General features: G+C 36.6%; 25 protein-coding genes. 15 read left to right on the top strand and 10 right to left on the bottom strand.

All coding sequences use genetic code 11. From position 1 onward, the window contains the following. Positions 1 to 154 precede the first annotated feature (154 nt). Positions 155 to 940, top strand: coding sequence for a DUF2628 domain-containing protein (locus ACFWDE_RS20845; protein ID WP_377894415.1), 786 nt, complete (start codon positions 155 to 157; stop codon positions 938 to 940). Between the two features lie 259 nt (positions 941 to 1,199). Further along, the gene (phnA, locus tag ACFWDE_RS20840) at positions 1,200 to 1,541 is read left to right on the top strand and encodes an alkylphosphonate utilization operon protein PhnA (protein WP_002112620.1); all 342 of its coding nucleotides are present in this window, start codon (positions 1,200 to 1,202) and stop codon (positions 1,539 to 1,541) included. A gap of 50 nt (positions 1,542 to 1,591) precedes the next feature. On the opposite strand, the gene ACFWDE_RS20835 is transcribed toward phnA, so the two are convergent. From ACFWDE_RS20835 to ACFWDE_RS20820, 4 genes are all read right to left on the bottom strand, one after another. Continuing rightward, the gene (locus ACFWDE_RS20835; RefSeq protein WP_377894412.1) at positions 1,592 to 2,386 is read right to left on the bottom strand and encodes an ABC transporter permease; all 795 of its coding nucleotides are present in this window, start codon (positions 2,384 to 2,386) and stop codon (positions 1,592 to 1,594) included. Further along, on the bottom strand, positions 2,370 to 3,029 hold the full coding sequence (locus ACFWDE_RS20830) for an ABC transporter ATP-binding protein (protein WP_377894410.1): 660 nt from the start codon (positions 3,027 to 3,029) through the stop codon (positions 2,370 to 2,372). Before ACFWDE_RS20830 ends, ACFWDE_RS20835 begins: the two co-directional genes overlap by 17 nt. A gap of 64 nt (positions 3,030 to 3,093) precedes the next feature. Further along, positions 3,094 to 3,267: a Spo0E family sporulation regulatory protein-aspartic acid phosphatase gene (locus tag ACFWDE_RS20825; RefSeq protein ID WP_377894408.1), complete on the bottom strand. Its 174-nt coding sequence runs from the start codon at positions 3,265 to 3,267 to the stop codon at positions 3,094 to 3,096. A gap of 225 nt (positions 3,268 to 3,492) precedes the next feature. Further along, entirely contained in the window at positions 3,493 to 4,563 is a 1,071-nt protein-coding gene (locus tag ACFWDE_RS20820; RefSeq protein ID WP_002015890.1) for an NAD(P)/FAD-dependent oxidoreductase, read from the bottom strand. Between the two features lie 430 nt (positions 4,564 to 4,993). Here ACFWDE_RS20820 and ACFWDE_RS20815 point away from each other — a divergent pair, with 430 nt between their 5' ends. From ACFWDE_RS20815 to ACFWDE_RS20780, 8 genes are all read left to right on the top strand, one after another. Then, positions 4,994 to 5,233 carry a YuzB family protein gene (locus ACFWDE_RS20815; RefSeq protein WP_002015892.1) on the top strand — a complete coding sequence of 80 codons (240 nt, stop codon included), beginning with the start codon at positions 4,994 to 4,996 and terminating at the stop codon, positions 5,231 to 5,233. A 331-nt stretch (positions 5,234 to 5,564) separates the two neighbouring features. Beyond that, positions 5,565 to 6,431, top strand: a complete 867-nt coding sequence (dapF, locus tag ACFWDE_RS20810; protein WP_002145090.1) for a diaminopimelate epimerase — start codon at positions 5,565 to 5,567, stop codon at positions 6,429 to 6,431. 41 nt (positions 6,432 to 6,472) lie between these two features. Further along, a complete protein-coding gene (locus ACFWDE_RS20805) occupies positions 6,473 to 6,826 on the top strand; it encodes a HesB/IscA family protein (RefSeq protein WP_016106515.1) in 354 nt (117 codons plus the stop codon). 268 nt (positions 6,827 to 7,094) lie between these two features. Next, entirely contained in the window at positions 7,095 to 7,856 is a 762-nt protein-coding gene (locus tag ACFWDE_RS20800; RefSeq protein ID WP_377894405.1) for a hypothetical protein, read from the top strand. 24 nt (positions 7,857 to 7,880) lie between these two features. Further along, on the top strand, positions 7,881 to 8,060 hold the full coding sequence (locus ACFWDE_RS20795) for a hypothetical protein (RefSeq protein ID WP_377894420.1): 180 nt from the start codon (positions 7,881 to 7,883) through the stop codon (positions 8,058 to 8,060). A gap of 158 nt (positions 8,061 to 8,218) precedes the next feature. After that, entirely contained in the window at positions 8,219 to 8,560 is a 342-nt protein-coding gene (locus ACFWDE_RS20790; protein WP_377894403.1) for a hypothetical protein, read from the top strand. Then, positions 8,547 to 9,185, top strand: a complete 639-nt coding sequence (locus ACFWDE_RS20785) for an O-methyltransferase (protein WP_000809684.1) — start codon at positions 8,547 to 8,549, stop codon at positions 9,183 to 9,185. Before ACFWDE_RS20790 ends, ACFWDE_RS20785 begins: the two co-directional genes overlap by 14 nt. Before the next feature lie 105 nt (positions 9,186 to 9,290). Further along, positions 9,291 to 9,644, top strand: coding sequence for a YxeA family protein (locus ACFWDE_RS20780; protein WP_377894401.1), 354 nt, complete (start codon positions 9,291 to 9,293; stop codon positions 9,642 to 9,644). A 30-nt stretch (positions 9,645 to 9,674) separates the two neighbouring features. On the opposite strand, the gene ACFWDE_RS20775 is transcribed toward ACFWDE_RS20780, so the two are convergent. Beyond that, positions 9,675 to 10,136, bottom strand: coding sequence for a 2-thiouracil desulfurase family protein (locus ACFWDE_RS20775; RefSeq protein ID WP_016096624.1), 462 nt, complete (start codon positions 10,134 to 10,136; stop codon positions 9,675 to 9,677). 80 nt (positions 10,137 to 10,216) lie between these two features. On the opposite strand from ACFWDE_RS20775, the gene ACFWDE_RS20770 reads away from it, so the two are divergent. Beyond that, entirely contained in the window at positions 10,217 to 11,098 is an 882-nt protein-coding gene (locus ACFWDE_RS20770) for a helix-turn-helix domain-containing protein (RefSeq protein ID WP_377894398.1), read from the top strand. 17 nt (positions 11,099 to 11,115) lie between these two features. Here the strand turns inward: ACFWDE_RS20770 and ACFWDE_RS20765 are convergent, their stop codons facing one another. The 3 genes from ACFWDE_RS20765 to ACFWDE_RS20755 all read right to left on the bottom strand — a co-directional run bounded on the left by ACFWDE_RS20765 (position 11,116) and on the right by ACFWDE_RS20755 (position 14,171). Next, a complete protein-coding gene (locus ACFWDE_RS20765) occupies positions 11,116 to 12,363 on the bottom strand; it encodes an MFS transporter (RefSeq protein ID WP_002145098.1) in 1,248 nt (415 codons plus the stop codon). A gap of 175 nt (positions 12,364 to 12,538) precedes the next feature. Then, positions 12,539 to 13,015 carry a GyrI-like domain-containing protein gene (locus tag ACFWDE_RS20760; protein WP_002112609.1) on the bottom strand — a complete coding sequence of 159 codons (477 nt, stop codon included), beginning with the start codon at positions 13,013 to 13,015 and terminating at the stop codon, positions 12,539 to 12,541. 166 nt (positions 13,016 to 13,181) lie between these two features. Continuing rightward, the gene (locus tag ACFWDE_RS20755) at positions 13,182 to 14,171 is read right to left on the bottom strand and encodes an NAD(P)/FAD-dependent oxidoreductase (RefSeq protein WP_377894396.1); all 990 of its coding nucleotides are present in this window, start codon (positions 14,169 to 14,171) and stop codon (positions 13,182 to 13,184) included. Positions 14,172 to 14,632: 461 nt separating this feature from the next. Here ACFWDE_RS20755 and ACFWDE_RS20750 point away from each other — a divergent pair, with 461 nt between their 5' ends. After that, positions 14,633 to 15,841: an NAD(P)/FAD-dependent oxidoreductase gene (locus tag ACFWDE_RS20750; protein WP_377894394.1), complete on the top strand. Its 1,209-nt coding sequence runs from the start codon at positions 14,633 to 14,635 to the stop codon at positions 15,839 to 15,841. Here the strand turns inward: ACFWDE_RS20750 and ACFWDE_RS20745 are convergent. Together ACFWDE_RS20745 and ACFWDE_RS20740 are read right to left on the bottom strand one after the other, a co-directional pair. Further along, the gene (locus ACFWDE_RS20745) at positions 15,838 to 16,017 is read right to left on the bottom strand and encodes a hypothetical protein (RefSeq protein ID WP_377894391.1); all 180 of its coding nucleotides are present in this window, start codon (positions 16,015 to 16,017) and stop codon (positions 15,838 to 15,840) included. The two genes, ACFWDE_RS20750 and ACFWDE_RS20745, sit on opposite strands and share 4 nt — an antisense overlap. 193 nt (positions 16,018 to 16,210) lie before the next feature. Beyond that, the gene (locus tag ACFWDE_RS20740) at positions 16,211 to 17,257 is read right to left on the bottom strand and encodes an FUSC family protein (protein ID WP_377894388.1); all 1,047 of its coding nucleotides are present in this window, start codon (positions 17,255 to 17,257) and stop codon (positions 16,211 to 16,213) included. A gap of 315 nt (positions 17,258 to 17,572) precedes the next feature. Here ACFWDE_RS20740 and ACFWDE_RS20735 point away from each other — a divergent pair, with 315 nt between their 5' ends. The 3 genes from ACFWDE_RS20735 (at position 17,573) to ACFWDE_RS20725 (ending at position 19,106) form a co-directional block, all read left to right on the top strand. Continuing rightward, positions 17,573 to 18,079, top strand: coding sequence for an NUDIX hydrolase (locus ACFWDE_RS20735; RefSeq protein ID WP_002067921.1), 507 nt, complete (start codon positions 17,573 to 17,575; stop codon positions 18,077 to 18,079). Beyond that, a complete protein-coding gene (locus ACFWDE_RS20730) occupies positions 18,076 to 18,393 on the top strand; it encodes a YuiB family protein (protein WP_002089308.1) in 318 nt (105 codons plus the stop codon). Before ACFWDE_RS20735 ends, ACFWDE_RS20730 begins: the two co-directional genes overlap by 4 nt. An 86-nt stretch (positions 18,394 to 18,479) precedes the next feature. Continuing rightward, a complete protein-coding gene (locus tag ACFWDE_RS20725) occupies positions 18,480 to 19,106 on the top strand; it encodes a 3D domain-containing protein (protein ID WP_002089307.1) in 627 nt (208 codons plus the stop codon). Positions 19,107 to 19,130: the final 24 nt, after the last annotated feature.

Genomic DNA, 19,130 nt, shown 5'->3' with positions numbered 1-19,130 from the left:
GTATTTTAATATATTTAATAGTAAAATGGAATATAGAATGGGTAATTGTCGGAATGTATTCGATTTTCGCTCATTTTTATAAAATATAACTATTTTTTGTTAGATTCCTTCGTTTTGTACATATACAATAAAAGTATATAGAAATAAGAGAAGGATGATGTACGTGAAGGAACCTGTTTTACAAGAAACAATCTCTCAGCAAGAATTACATAAAGTTGTGAGAAAGAATACGGCCTATTACGACTTTAAATGGGGGCAAGTGAAGAATCCGGAGAAAGAAAATACGTGGAATTGGGTAGCATGTATCTTCCCGCACTTCTGGTTAGCTTATCGTAAAATGTATAAGTTATTTATTATACTTACGCTATTAGCGGTTCCTACTTTAATTATAGCTACTTTTATTGATATACCAATGTGGATAGATTTTATAATATATGCTGGAACGATGCTGTTTACTGGATGGCAAGGAAATCGCTTGTATTATAAGCATGTTACGTGCATTTTACGTAAAGTAGAAGATGTGCCGGATTATAAGAAAGAGTATTATTTACAATCAAAGGGCGGCGCTCATATCGGAGTTATGATTGGTTTACAAGCGATAGTAATTGCGGTAGTTGGTGCAATTGGTTTTGGCTTATCTTATTTACCAACTGAACCGAATATTAAAAACGTTGTTCGTTTAAGTCTTGAAGGCGATGTTTTAGAGACTATAACTGATAATCCAAATTGGAAGTACGTTAAAAAAGAAAAAGAGTATGACATAGTGGAATTTACTGGTTATGATTATGAAGAAAAAAAGAATGTGAAAATTAAATTCGCTGTATATTTAAATGATGATTACTTTGAATGGCAAGAAGCATATTTAAATAATAAGAAATTAAGTGAAGAAGAATTAGATGAGTATCGAACTTACGTTGAAGAAAATATGTGGTTTTTCTAGAGCGTAATTAGATTATTTTAAAAGAAGGGCCTTATGAAGGTTCTTCTTTTTGTTTGTAAGAATTTGTAACAGAATGTGAGGGGATCGGAATACTAATTGAAATTTTGTAAAATACAATAAAAAATGAGAATTTGAGGTAGGCTTGTCAATAACGTGAGACTATGGCAGTATAAAGAAATGCTATACAAATTTTATTTATCGACATGTAAAAATTCGATTTGATTTTTACGTATAAATAATGAACGGAGGAAATAGATTTATGGCTACTTTACCAAATTGTCCAAAATGTAATTCAGAATATACGTATGAGGATGGCGCTCTTTTCGTATGTCCAGAATGTGCCCATGAGTGGGGTCAAGAAGCGGAAGCTGAAAATAATGATGGTGCAAAAGTTGTAAAAGATGCGAACGGAAACGTTCTTCAAGATGGCGATGCTGTTACTGTAATTAAAGATTTAAAAGTAAAAGGAACTTCTTCAGTTGTGAAGATTGGTACGAAAGTAAAGAGTATCCGTCTAGTTGAGGGAGATCACGATATCGATTGCAAAATCGACGGTTTCGGAGCTATGAAGTTAAAATCACAGTTCGTTAAGAAGGCGTAAGATTAGCAAAGAAAAAAGACGCTCTGTAAGTAACTTGCAGAGCGTCTTTTTTATGATTGTGCTTCAACCTCTTTCAACTGGCACCGCTTATTAAAGAACGTTTTATATCCAAGCTGTAAGAAGATAATAACAGAGAAAGCTGTACTTCCAGAAATACCAAGTATAATCGCAATTTGATATTGAATAGCTGTAAATGGTGATACACCGGATAAAATTTGTCCTGTCATCATGCCTGGTAAGCTTATAATTCCCATTCCGACCATAGAATTAATTGTTGGTAAAATGGCAGAGTCAAAAGCGTCTCGGATGAGCGGAGCAGCTGCTTCTTTCGGTGTTGCGCCGAGCATAAGTGCACCTTCGATATGATCTCTTTGTGATTTCATACTGTTTAAAAAGGTATTTGCCCCGAGGCAAATACCTGTCATGGCATTACCGATTAGCATACCGGCAATAGGAACGATATACTGCGGAGCATACCAGGGATCATGACCGATAATAACGAAGATGAATAGTAGCAATGGTCCGATTGAGCCAGCAACCATAGAAAGAGCAGCTACTCGTTTTAACTCTTTAGACATTGGGAGGTTAACCCGTTTATAAATATTAAAAATTGCAAAGGTAGTAATAGAAGTAATGAGAGCAATTGTATAAAATGGGTTACTATTTTCAAATACGTATGTTAGGACGTAAGCAACGAGTACGAGCTGAATCGTCATACGGAATGTTGCGAGCGCGATTTGTTTCTCGCGTGGTATTCCTTTTAGTTTTACAAGCCCGATTAAAATAAGAATAAAAATATATGCAGCGGCAAGTTGCCAAATTTGGAGTTCAATAACGCCCTTCAACTGAGAGCACTTCCTTTCTAGTAGCACCATTTGTTTTACTAATTTCAATAATATCGTCTGCAATTTCTTCTGGAAGTTGTTGCGAATGCGTGATGAAGATAACTGTTTTTTTCTTTTCTCTTGCCAGTATAGTAAATTGTTTCATAACGCGGCGTTCTGTATCGCTATCTAATGCCGAAGTTGGTTCATCTAATAAATAGACGGGCGGATCCATTAGTATAATACGAGCGAAAGCAAGTCTTTGTTTTTCGCCACCTGATAAAGAAGAGGCGCTATCTTCTAATTTTTTATCTAGACTAACAGTCGTTAATGAGTCCCGCAGGGCATCGTCATTTGGAAATGGCTTTTCAGAAAATCGAAGTCCCATTAATAAATTATCTTTAATTGTTCCATCAAAAATAGGCGGAGTTTGTCCGAGCATGACAACTTCACGGCGTAATTGAATGGGAGGATAATCTAAAATAGATTTTCCGTCATATTCAATTGTGCCAGATGTTGGCGATTGTAAATCGTTTAACATACGAAGTAATGTGCTTTTTCCGCTACCACTTTCACCGATAATACAAGTTATTTTTTCTTGTTGAATTTGTAAGTAAGGAATGTGTAGAATATCTTTATATTTGATGTCTTTTAATATAAACATAAGTTGCTCCTTTCTGATTCTAGTTATATCGTATCAAAAAAGAGAGGGAAATAGAAAAATAAGGTTATAATGAGCAACGTTTTTTCTTAGTTTTGAGCTCTATTAACAAATTAAGTAAACGATCTAATTCTTGACTGAAAGAAATCACTTTATCATTAGTGAATCCATACTTTTCAACGAGATAGATCAATTCTTTCTTCTTTGCTTCTATTCGATCGTTTAGTTTCATTAAGTTCATAAGTGAAATGTAATGCCTCCTGTAAAAGTATTTACAACATAAAAAATAAGACCGAATGAATTCGGTCTTAAAGGAAATAATAAAACAACTTACAAATAGCATACACTTTTCATCGATAGTTTTTAATATTAAAATGTAAAAATTTTGTGAATCTATATTGAGAAAGTTATTTTTTAAAAAATGAATAGAAAAAGGCTGTCTACTATGTAGGCAGCCTTTAAAGTATTAACCATTATGATATTTGTACATCCAAAGAAGACCGGATTTTAATAATCTCGGTACACGCCCCATTAATGGTTGGTTTGCTAGTAAACCAAATCCGTGTTTTTTGCCGAGAGAACCGAGAACACCTTTTAATTTAATAACAGGCAGTTCATCAGGAAGTGGTTCATTATTCCAACGTTTTAATAATATTTGGACAATTTGTTCTCCTTGACCTTCAGCAAGTTGAGCAGATGGTGCGTGTGGAAGTGCTGCACAATCTCCTACTACATAAACGTGCTCGTTATTTGGAATATTGTGATATTTTGTTAAAACAACCCGTCCGCTACCATCTTGTTCAACTGGAAGGTTTCGAACAACTTCATTTGCTTGAATACCAGCTGTCCATACGATTGCATCACATTCAAGTGGTTCATCATGGTTGTATACAATGTTTGGTTCCACTTTTGTAATGTTAGAGTTTCGTATAATGGTAACTTTATGTTTTACAAACCATTCTTCTACGTATCTACTTAATTTCTCTGGATACGGGAATAAAATTCTATCTTTTCGATCAAATAAATAGATTTTCAAATCTGAACGGCTCTCACGAAGTTCACTTGCCACTTCAACACCGCTTAAACCAGCCCCAACGACAGCCACTGTTGCATTTGGTTCTAAGCTATTTAATTGTTCATATGTCTTACGTGTCTGTTCAATTGATTGTAGGCTATGTGTATATTCCTTCGCCCCAGGAACGTTATGATATTTATCTTCACAGCCAAGCCCGATAATTAAATCATCATATTGAATCGTTTCACCGCCATCGAGATGAACGGCTTTCGTTTCGAGGTCAATATTTGTTACTGTGCCGTATTGAATATTGAGACGTGGGTGCTCAGGAAACGGTATACGAATATGCGTTTCTGAAATTGTACCCGCAACTAATGCATAATATTCAGTTTTAAAGCAATGGTATGGTACTTTGTCGATTAATGTCACTTGTACATCATCTGGAAGTTGGTTGCTTGGAAGTAGCCGCTGCAGAATTCTCATTCCACCGTAGCCACCACCTAGTAGTACGAGGTGTTTCATGATGGATTACCCCTTTTCTGTTGAAATATCCCCTAATCATACAATTTTATATTAATAAAATATTTTGACTTTACACAATCAAATTATATCGAATTTGTGAACAAATAACAATGCATGAATGAATACTCTGTTGTACAATAAGAAGAAAAGTAAAGTAAACTGTTTTCATTTTCTAGTTACTATTTACTATTTCATTATGAGTAGTATGTTATATAAAGAAGACTATCTATTTTGAAGTGAAATAGTGAAGTAACTAAATAGTTTAGAATATATAACGAAAACAACAAGAAACAGCTTAGTTTTCTTCTTATAAATAAAGTGGAATGGTAACAAGTAGAGAGGATTACTTATCCGTTTCGCAAATTAGGTATGCACTTCATACTTGCTAAAGTAAATGGTAATTTGTTTAGAGATACAGGGGGGGAGAGTTTTGATTAAACCATTAATCGAATTTTGTGTAGGTAACCTTGCAAGCGGTTCGCAAGCAGCTTTAGAAAAATTAGAAAAAGATCCTAATTTAGACGTAATGGAATATGGTTGTTTAGGATATTGTGGCATCTGTTTTGAAGGTCCATTTGCACTTGTAAATGGTGAAGTTGTACAAGGGGCAACAGTAGAAGAACTTGTAAATAATGTATATGATTATATGGATGAAAATCCAATGTTTTAAAGCGTTGCAAACAGGCAACGTTTTTTTTTTTTTTTTTTTCATTTATCCCGCTATTTGCGGGAGTCGTGCTGCCCGTAGAAGCCCGATTGGTGAAGGCTAATAATCAGTGGGGGATGAACAAAACCCCCACTGATTAAAGTTTCACTTTATTAGGAGTGTTTATTTCGAAAAAAAAGGCCCTTTTAGAAGGGCTTTTTTCTTACGCGATTTGTGTAAGAACGGCTTATTGCCAAAATACTGTCAAATATGAGAAAGGGGGGACATTCATATTGTGTTCTAAAAGCATGCATTTTATACTTGAAATAATAAATTATTTTTGGAGTGAATAAAAATGAGCCAATTTTCTTTTACAAAAATGCATGGTCTTGGAAATAGTTATATATATGTAAATATGTTTGAGGAACAAATTAGAGAAGAAGATTTAGCTCTTGTAGCCGAAAAGGTTTCAAATATTAATACTGGTATTGGTGCAGATGGAATGATTTTAATTTGTCCTTCTGACGTGGCACCAGTAAAAATGCGCATGTTTAATAACGATGGTTCAGAAGGAAAGAGCTGTGGAAATGGTTTACGCTGCGTAGCGAAATATGCGTATGAGCATAAACTAGTAGAAGGTAAAGTTTTCACAATTGAAACGTTAGCTGGTATTGTTACGGCAGAAGTAACGGTAGAAGATGACAAAGTTACATTAGCGAAAATCGACATGGGGGCACCTCGTTTAACACGTGAAGAGATACCGATGCTTGGTGAAGGAGAAACGCCATTTATTCGTGAAAACTTCTTATACAATAATCACCGTTATGCATTTACAGCTGTTTCAATGGGGAATCCGCATGCGGTTATTTTTGTTGATGATGTAGAAAAAGCGCCTCTTACAACGTTAGGACCGGTTCTTGAGACACATGAAATGTTCCCAGAGCGAGTGAATGTTGAATTCATCGAGATTTTGAATGATGAAGAGATGAATTTCCGTGTTTGGGAACGTGGATCTGGTGTAACACAAGCTTGCGGGACAGGAGCATGCGCAGCTGTCGTTGCGGCAATTTTAAATGGAAAAATGGAACACGATAAAGAAATTACAGTTCACTTAGCAGGCGGCGACCTAATGATCGCATGGACAGAAGAAGGAAATGTATTAATGAAAGGACCTGCGGAAATAATTTGCCGCGGAGTGTATGAGTACAAGATAGAAGCGTAAAGATGTATAATAGAATGAGAACAGAAAGGATGGTGTATTTCATGATTGAAGTAACAGAACAAGCAGCTTTTCAAATTAAAGATATGTTAAAAGATGCTGAAGATGGAGAGAAGTACGTGCGCCTTGCTGTACATGGCGGCGGATGTAGTGGTCTTTCTTACGGCTTAGGATTTGAAGTAGAACCAAAGGAAGACGACACAGTTCTTGAGTTTTTCGGTGTTGAATTTGTTATCGATAAAGAAAGTGCTCCGATTGTTAAAGGAGTGAAAGTTGACTATAAGCAATCTATGCTTGGCGGCGGATTCACAATTGATAATCCAAACGCAATTGCATCATGTGGATGCGGATCATCTTTCCGTACATCGTCGAATGCTGGTAAGCCGGAAGAGTGCTAAGTTTTTTCATTCCGTTATGCTAAATGGAAATTGAATGGGTAGGTTGCATATAAAGACCTTCTTAGCGATGAGATCAAATCGTTAGAAGGTCTTTTCTTTTGCCTTTAAAAAGAAAAAGAGCAGGACAAAGATAGTGAATATATGCAAGAAGAAGGCTAAAGAGGATGCATGAAGAGGAAGTCTATATTAAATTACATAGAACTGACTAATTCCATATTAATTAAAATACGCAGATTACTAGACATTAAAAAATACCGGGGGAATTACAATGAAGTCATTTAAGAAAGTACTGTTATTAGGGATGACGTTGGCTACAGCATCAATATTTGGAGCTTGTTCTAACGATACAGACGTGTTAACAAAAGCGGGAGCAAAGCAACAAGTGAAATCGGAAGCGGAAGTACTAAAAGAACAGAAGGAAACGCCTATGACTACGAGCAAACGTGACAGCATTAAATATGAGGATGCTAAATCGTCACAGAAGCGTTATATTTCTAGTGATGAAGCTAAAAAAATTGAGGAAGGCATGACATATACGGATATTCTTAACGAGATTGACTACGGTGGTGAGAACCTAAAACATTATAATAACAAGGAAAAACGCGTATTTTATACTGAAAAGGATACGGATGGTACATATGAAATTATGGTTGAATTAAATACGTATGGCTACGTTGTAAATATTGAACGTACTGCTATAAGGGATGCGGATAAAGAGAATCAGGTATCTACGAAACGCAGTGAAGAGCCTGTAAAGGAATATGAAGAAAAAAACGACCGCGTACCGTGGTATAAAGATGTAAATAACGATTCGGCGGAAGTAGACTATAATCACTATTTGAAAATCAAAAAAGGTATGACCGCAAATCAGGTAAAAGCAGCGATTGGACAGCCACGTATGATTGAGAAATATAAATCGTATTCAGTATACGGCTATACCGGGTATGGCGGCGAAGGAACATTACGCGTAATCTTCGAACCGAATGGGACTGTTACGCAGGTAGTAGAAGATGGGTTACAACGACAGTAAATTAATTACGGGAGGGGACGCAAGATTGACGATATTTTTGAGTTCGTAGGGAGATATGTGATTAAACCTATAATTAGATTTGTAAGTTACATTGTAATAGATATCATAATAGAGTGCGTAATAGAGGGTGTAATAAGCGGTATAAGGAAATTCCGTGATAAGATTCGTGACAAGTGGAAAAATTGGCGTGGAAGACGTTATTAGCTCTAATAAAGATTTACATGATAAAACCCTTATGAGAAAGGAGTTAAATGCTCCCTTTTTCATAAAGGGTTTTTCTTTTATTTTGACATGTTGTATACAAATGTATACGATTAAGGGTATAAAACATGTATACATTTGTATACAAAGGGGGATTTGAAATGGGAAAAGATAAGTTCATGAAAGAAGGACACCACCGTGGTGAACGTCATAAAGGAAGAGATGGATCACATCATCGCGGGCCGAAAACGTTTCGCCGCGGGAGAGCGATTGCCTTTTTAGAAATGATGAATTTGAAGCGTGCTACGATTAAGCAGCAGTTAAGTGAGCCGGAATTCCAGTCCATTCAGCAAATTTTAGTGGGGGAACTGAAGGCAATTGATATGGTCATTAATGAATTTACACAACTATTTGAAATACATGAGAGTGAAACAGAAGAAGCGCCTATGTTAGATGAGAAGGCAAATCTAGAGCAAGGGACTGCATCTGATGAAACAAATTAATCGTTATATCGATTCAGTATTTTGTGGTCAAGATGCTCTTTTGGATGAAGTGATTGCTTCCATAAAAGAAAACGAAATGCCTCCGATATCGGTATCGCCTTCTTCGGGCAAACTTTTAACGATGATAGTTTCTATTTCTGGAGCGAAAGATATTTTAGAAATAGGTGCATTAGGTGGTTATAGCGGAATTTGTCTTGCGAAAGGTTTTGGGGAAGAGGGTACGTTAACTTCTCTTGAACTAGAAGAGAAATATGCAGAGGTAGCACATAGCAATCTACATAAAGCGGGATTTGGAAAACAAGTGTCGTATATGACTGGTGCTGCTTTACAAAGTCTTGAAATATTAGCTAGTGATAATAAGCGATTTGATTTCTTCTTTATCGACGCTGATAAAGAGAATTATGAAAACTATTTAACATACTGTATTAAACTTGCTAAGCCAGGAGCTGTAATTGTTACAGATAATGTTCTAGCTGGTGGTAGTGTAGCAGATGAAAGTGTGAAATCAAAACGTTATACAGAAGTTATGAAGAAGTTTAATGAAATAGTAGCAACTCATCCGAATTTAGAATCTGTACTCATTCCAATTGGTGACGGGATGACGATTTCTAAAGTGAAGAAATAATTGTTATCTTACAAAAGTGTAATGTTCATGTCATGTTTTTGAATTTCTTCTTTAAAGCTTAGGCTTTAAGATAACAATATAAGAAAAACACATGAGGTGAAGGAAATGAAAAGATATATTGCACTTTTTAGTATTTTAGTTGTATTTGCAAGTCTATTAGTTGGCTGTGATTTAAACCGTATGGGTAAAGATGAGTACTACGTTCAAATTACTACTGATGGAATCGAAAAGAATGAAAAAGTTGATAATGATCAGCCGCACAAATCATTCGAGTATAAGTTACCTGGATTTGATAAGGATGGTAAAGAAAAAGAAATGGAATTTACCGCTGTGAAAAATCTTCGTAAAGAAGCATTCCTACGTGTATTCCACTCAGATAAAAAAGGTGTAACAGCTTGGGAAGAAGTGAAGAAAGACGAGCTTCCTGCGAAAGTGAAAGAAAAACTAGGTGTGAAATAAGACAGTTAGAAAAGGAATTGACGAACAGGGTCAATTCCTTTTTTCGTTCTCAAAATCCTCTTCTGAAATGACTTTAAATCCATGTCTTTTAAATAAAGCTGTTGTTACCCCGTAACCGATTTGTTTATTGCCATTAAATTCTCCTGTGTAAATAGTAGAACTACCACAAGATGGACTGCGTTCTTTTAAAATAATATATTCTGGGTTTAAACCTTTTATTTGTTCTAATGCTTTATAAGCACCAAACACGAAAGCCTCCGTGACATCTTCACCATCTTTTGTCATCACTTGCGCTTTTCCGTCTAAAACGTCATCGCCATTTCCTCCAATAATTTCAGCTGAAGGGCGAGGCGTTGGTAATCCTCCTAATACTTCAGGACAAACGAGGATGGTGTCTTCCCTTTGTAATAACTCTTCTATTTTTGAAACGAGATTATCGTTACCGTCATAACGGCAAGCGATACCACCTAAACAAGCGCTAATTACGATCATATTGTCATCTCCAATAAAAAATATTAACTATCACGCCAATTTCGCTTACTGCCTCTTACTTATAAAATGAGGTGATAGAAATGGGAAGCTTATATAATTTAATGAAACCATACAGTGAATTTCGAAGTAAAGAAGAGTTTAATACATATCAAAAACAAGTTTTTAAATGCTATCGATTTCAATTGAATAAAACTGATTCTATCATTATTCATTTTTTAGGAAAGTATGCGGTGAATGAGAAACAAAAAACAGTGGGGGTTGCTTGTCCGTTAATGGAGACGATCGCTACAAATGTCGGAAAGAGTATGCGTACAGTACGCCGCTCAATTGCAAAGCTAGAGGAACTAGGAATTATAAAGCGTGTTGCGACAAAGGAGAGATATAAGCGCGGTGGGTACAGTGCAAACTTATATGTTTTTCTTACATCTGCGATTGACCGCATGGATGACCGTATGAAAATGTCCGCATGTGAAAGTGGTGATTGTGCAGATGGCTGTAGTGGAAATGAGCAAAAACGCGCGGGAGAAACAATTCTTTCTAAAAACATTCCACAAATAAAAGAGAAAAGAAAAGTAACGTACGAGCTTGATGAAACGTATTGTCGTCACGATATACCAAAGCCTTTTATATACGCACTGGTGCCGATGACGAGTAATCCGAAGAAGCTTAATACACTTTGGAGTAAAGTGGAGCTTGCTTACAAAAAAAGCGGATTACTAGAGCAAGGTGTTTTATTAGGCCAGATTTTAGCTGATGAAGAAGCGTATGGAAATTTAATTTGGCGGGCTAAAAGTGTTGTGAGGGCGTATAAGTACGGAGAAATTCGTAAAGATGTTGGAGCACTGTTGTATAGTACGATGCGAGATTTATTTTTAGAAATTGGATTAGAGTGGGGAGCGGCATTAAGGAGAAGTAAGGGAATACCGTTATTCGATCCATTTAAAAAAGAGTCATGCGTATAATACATGACTCTTAGTAGCTAATCGAATTTCCTTACAACTGGAACACGAATCGCTACAAATAGTACGAAGACGATAACAGCGATTGCACCGCTTTTCATAACCGTTACAATTGGAATACCGATCCCAAGTGCAAGCGATGTAAATGCGTAAGAGAGCGGAATGAATCCCATCGATGAAAGCATGAGTAAACTCATAACGCGTCCCATCATCTCTTCTTTTACTGTTGATTGGATCATTGCCATAAGTGGAACGATAGCCATCGCAATTGTAATACCGTAAAACATTCCAGCTAATAGAGCTTGCCAAAGTACAGTGCTAAAGTTGATGGATAAGAAGAATACACCAGACAGTAGCATCATGATAATACAAAATAGACCACGTCTGCGGTTAATGTTTTTTAACCCGACAATGATAGCTCCTATCGCCATTCCACCGCCGACAGATGCTTCTAAGTAACTAAACTGAAGTGAATCACCGTGCAGAACGTTTTTAACAAAAAGCGGGAAACCGACTTGCATCGGACCGATTAAAAATAAGTTTAGAAAGGCGCTACAAATCAGGAAAGTTGAAAGGAATGGTGATTCCTTTACGTATAAGATTCCTTCTTTAATAGAAGTGAACATGCCTTTGTCTGTTTCATTTTTTTCGGGTACGGTAAATTGTATTTTTTGAACGAGTATTGCAGCGATAATGAGTAGCAGGATTGTAATTGAAAAAATTGTCTCATAGTTCGTAAATTTAATGAGAATACCGCCAAGTACAGGTCCTAAAATGACAGATGCTTGGTTTGTCATTTGAGTAAGTGAATTTGCTTGTGTTAAACGGCTTTTTTCTACAAGTTCAGGCAGAATAGATCCATCTGCTGACCAGAAGAAAGCGTCAGCAAGTCCGAAGAACAAAGCGAACAAAGCAAATGTATATAGTGTTACATCACCGACGATGAACCAGGTGAGAATGGTTGCGACAAGAATAGCGCGAATAATATTAGAATAAAACATAATGTTTTTTTTCGGGAATTTATCAGCTAATGCTCCGCCGATAATCATAAAGATGAGCCTTGGAACACTAAGAGCCACGAAAACAATACCGAGTGAAGCCTCAAGGTTTAATGTTTTTGCTATGTACCATGTTTGTGAAAAAGTAAAAAAGGCTAAAGCAAAACTTGAAAAGAGAGTAGCTGCCCAAAGAAAAAGGAAGTTCGTATTTTTTAATAACGGTTTTCCGCTTCCTTCTAAAGCAGATTTATTTTGTTGTAGTTCCTCCATATTGCTTCCTTTCTATGTACCGATTTTAGACTAAAAAACCTATTAACAATCGTTTTATACAGTTTCTAATAGTTCTATACTGCACTTTCTCATTGTAGACAATAATAATGAATTTGCACAGTGGCTATTTCACGACAAAAAAAGAAGATACCAAGGGCATCTTCTTTTTAATGTTTTAGGCTAATGCAATATAAATATTCAATTGTACGTTATTTGGATCTGTTGCTTTTTCATCATACAGTTCGAAATCTGTTGTAAAGGCACGTTTGTTTTCTTTCGACCATTGCCAAATATATTCCCAAGCCTCGCAAACGACTTCAGAAACTGGTCCCTTTCTCGTTGTAAATACCGCATACGTAGTAGCAGGTATTGTTAAAGTTGTCATATTTTCAGGAACGTCTTCTAATGAAGAAACGGGCATACCAATCGTAAATTGATACGTACCAGTTTCATCTGATTCGTAGTTTGAATAGAAGGCGAATGTTTCTTTTGTTTGTTGATTTGGAATTTGATGCATGATTTGTTCTTGAAAGTAGCGATTCCAAAGCATTGGAATCCTTCCTTCAGTCGATGCTTCCTTTTCGTTAGTCGTCGTAATAGAGACACCGATTGCCTGGAAAGCTTCTTTTTTTACGATAATAGGTTCTTTCATTAATAAAACCTCCCTTTATTAAATGAAACATACGTTCTTGTTTTATTGTAACATATTTTGGAAGTAAGTAGTGTTTTTTATAAAATTGGAATGTATTTTAGCTAGGAAAAGGAGAGAGTATGAAAAGAACTCCTTTCATGTAAAAAGAGTTCTTTTCATTTCTATATTAAAACATACTTGAGCTGTGCATTGGTTGAAGTTTTGCGTTTGGATCGAAGTAAGCTTTTGCATTGTTTACTGCTGTCGGTGCTTCACCAAAGCCGCAAGCAATGAGTTTTACTTTTCCTTCATATGTACAAATGTCACCAGCAGCGTAAATGCCAGGAATATTTGTTTCCATTTTTGAGTTCACGAGGATGCTGTTCTTTTGAATATTTAAGCCCCAATTTTTAATTGGACCAAGCGAAGAAACGAAGCCGTAGTTTACGATTACGTCATCAACATCGATGATAACTTTTTCTTCTGTTTTTACGTGCTGAAGAACAACTTGTTCAATAGTATCATCACCGATGAGTTCAACTGGAACGTAAGGTGTGCTTACTTCTGCAAGGGAATTCATTAAGCTTTCTACGCTATGTTCATGTGCACGGAATTTATCACGGCGATGAACAATTGTAACTTTGTCCGCAATCGGTTCTAACATCATTGTCCAATCTACTGCTGAGTCACCGCCGCCGAATACAACGACGCGTTTTCCAGCAAATTTATTCATATCATCAACGAAATAATGTAAGTTTTTCTTTTCGTATTTTGCCCCGCCTTCTAATTCTAAGCGGCGTGGTTGGAAAGCACCATTACCAGCAGTAATAATGACAGATTTAGAGTAGTGAGTTTGTTTATTTGTAACAAGTTTAAATATACCGTCAGCTTGTTTTTCAAGCGTATCAACAGCTTCCTCTAAGCAAACAGTTGGATCAAATTTCTTCATTTGCTCTTTTAAGTTATCAACTAACTCTTGTGCACGCACTTTTGGGAATCCAGCTACATCATAAATATATTTTTCGGGATATAGTGCGGATAATTGCCCTCCAAGTTGAGGTAAGCTTTCAATAATTTTTACACTTGCTTGTCTCATTCCGCCATAAAATGCAGTGAATAGTCCTGTTGGGCCACCACCAATAATCGTTATGTCGTAAACTTTTTGATTTTCTGTCACTTTCATTCCCCCTATAGATGGAATTTTAATATTGATTTCATATATTGTTCATATGTACACGAAAATCCTGCAAATGATGACACTTTCAAATAAATGATAGCATATTTCAGTTAATAATACTTCTGAAAACGACTGAATAATAAGTAAGTTTGCGCATAGATGTTTTAGAATCGTATAAAATATAGCGAAAGGAAAATACATGAAAAAAAGGCTGAAAAACCCTTGAAAACGCTATGTTATTTTAAAATATTGATAATTCTCTAGGTGCTTGAATTATGGAATGAAACCGACTAATATAGGGAAGTATTATGTTAAATTTCTATGACAAATTTCGTACGATTTTTTGACTACGTTTTGTTATGATATAGAATGTGATAAATTCCACATTCTTGACAAATAGAGTTTTTAGTACTTGGTATTATTTTTAATTACTATTATATAAAGAAAAGGGTTGTGATTTGGTGAAGACTCCAAAAATCGTAGTTTTAGGTGCAGGTTATGGCGGGATGATTACGACTGTTCGTCTGCAAAAAACATTATCTGTAAGTGAAGCTGAAATTACGTTAGTAAACAACAACAGCTATCACTACCAAGCAACTTGGTTACATGAGAGTGCAGCTGGTACATTACAAGATGATAAAATCTGTCTAGATATTCAAGACGTTATCGATACAAATAAAGTGAACTTTGTACAAGATACAGTAGTAGAGATTCAAGCTGCTGAAAAACGTATTATCTTAAAAGATGGTGAATTAGAGTATGATTACTTAGTAATCGGTCTTGGTTTCGAATCAGAAACGTTCGGAATTAAAGGATTAAAAGAGCATGCATTCTCAATCACTAACATTAATGCAACTCGTCAAATTCGTGAGCATATGGAAGAAAAATTCGCTCAATATGCGACTGAAAAACGCGATGAGTTAGTAACAATCGTTGTTGGTGGCGCTGGATTTACTGGCATCGAGTACGTAGGTGAGCTTGCAAATCGTATTCCTGAACTTTGCAAAGAGTACGACGTTCCACGTGAAAAAGCACGTATCATCTGTGTAGAAGCTGCTCCAACAGCACTTCCTGGTTTCGATCCAGCATTAGTAGAGTACGCTGTAAAACAACTTGAGAAAAAAGGTGTAGAATTCCGCATCGGTACAGCAATTAAGGAAGCAACTGAAGAAGGTATTATCGTTGCAAACGGTGATGATGCTGAACTTCTTAAATCTGAAACTGTAGTTTGGGCTGCAGGTGTTCGTGGTAACGGTATTGTGGAAGAGTCTGGATTTGAAGCAATGCGCGGACGTATTAAAGTGGATGAGTACATGCACGCTCCGGGTCATGAGGATGTATTCATGGTTGGTGACGCAGCGTTAATCATCAATGAGGAGATTAACCGTCCATACCCACCAACAGCACAGATTGCAATTCAAGAAGGTTATAATATTGCACACAATTTAACTGTGTTAGTTCGCGGCAAAGGCGAAATGAAAAAGTTTGCATTTGATAATAAAGGATCTGTATGTTCATTAGGTCATGACGATGCAATGGGCGTTGTTATGGGTAAAAAGTTAACAGGTTGGAAAGCTTCATTCATGAAGAAAGTAATCGACAACCGTTACTTATTCTTACTAGGCGGACCTTTATTAGTTCTTAAAAAAGGTAAATTGAAGTTCTTTTAATATATAGTAGAAAAAGCAGAAACGGCTATGAGCTGTTTCTGCTTTTTTTGTATAATACACGTTTTCGATATAGTAATAAAAAGAGGGTGAAAAGTGAAAGGAATTCCATATAGAATAATTGCGTTTCCGAAGAAAGAAAATGCAGATTCGCCAGGCCACTGTTTCGTTTTCTTCATACTTACTTTCCCTTCCATATAGTTTTTTAGCAAATAGTTGTAATTCATCAGATACAGAAATAGACATACAAAAACGCCATCCTTTCTTATGATTCTACAGAAAGAATAGCGTATTTTTTCATTTTAGGGGGGATTTTGTTCAACTAGAAAAGATACCCGAAATATTAAAGCATCTTTCGCTAGATAACCACCTTTACACTGATTTCGCCATCGCTCTACTGAATATCAAGTTCACTGCAATCACGATGACTGCGCCGATAAGGGTTGCAAATACACGGTCGAACAGAATGATAAACTGGAACGGTTTTCCGGCTTCCATGATCAAAATAATGAGCGGGATCATGGTTGCAGAGTATACAAGATAATTTCGAACCTTTAGAAGAGGTCGAACACCTGCAAATAGCCCGATACTTATAACCAACCCCCAAATTGGTAGGCTAGTTGCGAGAAGCAAACTCGCAACAATCACGCCGATTACTGTACCAAGCACTCGTTGTGTTGTTTTGATTGGAAAGAGTTCTATTTTCCGCTGAGTAAGGATCGCTACGGTAATTGCAATCCAATAGAAGTGGTGCTCGGGCCAAAGTATTCGCAATCCCTCAGCTATACCTAAACATAATGCGAGCCTGATTGGGAATTGCCAACCGGATAGGTGTGCAAGAGAATTCCGCCATAGAATGATTTTTTTCGATGTTGGCCCTTTCACAGCTCCATCCAGCGATGATTTAAAACAACGGTGTACCCAGATGCCTAGCACCAAGCTGATACTGACGGTCCAAATCGCCCCTGCTAAGATTGAAAAAATTAGTTCCATCCGGTACTCCGTCTGATCGACCATATTGAGGATGATGATCAGGAATACGAAAAAGCGTGTTGTTTCCACCGCCAAGGCACGACTATATCCGCCAATTAACGCAGCAAGGCTTACCAGCAGGATCAAGACTCCAAATGTTAGATAGCCATGTCCGAAAGAGAGAACAGCAGCAATCGCAGCAAGCACTATTGATATCAGTGCTGATGCCAAATTTTTCCCGTGATTTATAAAACTCGAACCGACTTTCACGATACTGACTGCCAAACTGCCGACTGATGCAGCAAAACCAAGAGCGGGATAGCCTAGAACTGTGGCGAACAGAACAGGTCCGGCCATACCTATGCCGGCGGAAATGAGTTCTACTATTTCTACCTTGGTCTCCTTAGACCAAGAAAACACTTGAGCCCTATATGTCTTTACATTCATCTATAGCACCTCTTCAGACCCAAAGAGTAGGGTACAGTTTAATAATAGGCTCTTTCTTTAATCCGTGGACATGTGGTGATACCTATGTCCATCAGGCTAATATTTTGAAGTATCCCCAAAATGAAAACTTTATCTTTCCAGAGTTATTTATAATAATTCAGCTCATTTTTTTCAATATGGGGAAATGCCAATTTTTTAAGTTGATGGTAATGGGGCATTACCCTAAGAAAGGAAAAATCACAGTGTACTTAAAAATATAGTATAATATATAAAAAAGAAAGAATATTCTGTCCGTTCGGTGGAGGAGGTTATATCATGGGGAAGCGAGGGAAAGTGTGGTTAGCTGTCAGTGGTTTAGTAGCTACAAAAGATGGGAGATGGCTATTCGTTAAGAAAAAATACGGTGGATTGAAAGGGCAATGGTCTTTACCTGCTGGTTTTGTTAATGAAGGCGAGACTGTTGATGAAGCTGTAAAACGTGAAATTTTGGAAGAGACAGGCATTGTTGCTCATGTAAAGGGGATTATTGGTATTCGCTCAGGTGTTATTCATAATGAAATTAGTGATAATATGATTATTTTTCTTTTAGAGCCAGAGGGAGAAGACGTTATCGTACAGGAGAAAGAATTGTCGGAAGTAGCTTTTTTACATCCAGAAAACATTGCAGATGATCAAAATACTTCTGTACTCATCAAATATTTATTAGAAGGAAGAGCAGAGTCGCATTTTGAAATGGACACAACATTAAATCCAGGAGAGCAGTTTGGTTATACGGCTTATCATGTGTTTACGGCGTATGCGAAGGAGAGGGAGAAGAAGTGAGTATACCGGTACTACTTATTTCAATGATGTTGTTCTTTATTTTATTTTTTGGAATTGGATTTTTACTCAACATGATTTTGCGAGCTACGTGGGTAATGGTTATTGTGTATCCGATTATTTGTATGCTTATTATTAATAAAGCGAGTGTATGGGACTATTTTTCAAAGCCAAAAGAAACATTTTCTTCATTTGGGACAAGTGTATCGCATTTAGGACACGCAGATGTGTTTATTCTATCTACTGGATTAGTAGGTGCTGCTTTAGCAGGAATTATAATTAAGAAGCTTCGGAAAAGTGGATATCAAATGTTTTAATCTCCAATCAATTTGGAGATTATTTTTTTGCATATTCCTTCATCGTATAGGGAATGATTAACGATGAAGGAGTGTGGAATATAAAAATGTTAAAACGATATTGTATTCGCATTATGATGACTTGTTTACTTGCATTCGCATTATGCGTAACATGGCAGGCTTTCACAGGAGTTTCTTTATTAGAGATTATAAAATCATATGAAGGAACAAGTGTAAAAGAAGTACATGCAGCAGAAATTGAGAAAAAAGTTGCTCCGAGTAAAGAAGTGATAAATGCTTTAGAACAGGCAAATGACTGGTCTAAATATCGTGTTATAGAAATGACTGCAACTGGTTATACATCAGGTATAGAGTCAACTGGAAAGAGACCGGGGCATCCAGAGTATGGCATTACATATTCAGGTGTTAAAGCAAAAAGGGATTTATATTCCACAATCGCTGCTGACTTGCGCGTATTCCCGCTCGGGACAATTCTATTCGTGCCAGGTTACGGATATGGTGTTGTAGCTGATAAGGGCGGTGCTATAAAAGGAAATCGTCTCGATTTATATTATGATACGGTGAAAGATGTTTATAGCCAATGGGGTAAGAAAAAAGTAAATGTGTATATAGTGAAAATAGGAAATGGTAAGTTTTCGGAAGAAGAGTTAACGATGTTAAATCAAGACGAAACGATGCAAGTGTTTCGTGGACAATATTTAAAACAAAGATAGTCTAGTGGTAATAACGCTAGACTT

It is taken from the genome of Bacillus sp. NPDC060175, assembly GCF_042728695.1.
Taxonomy (GTDB): domain Bacteria; phylum Bacillota; class Bacilli; order Bacillales; family Bacillaceae_G; genus Bacillus_A.
The sequence above is the reverse complement of the archived record's forward strand: the minus strand, read 5'-3'. Positions and strand labels throughout refer to the sequence as shown.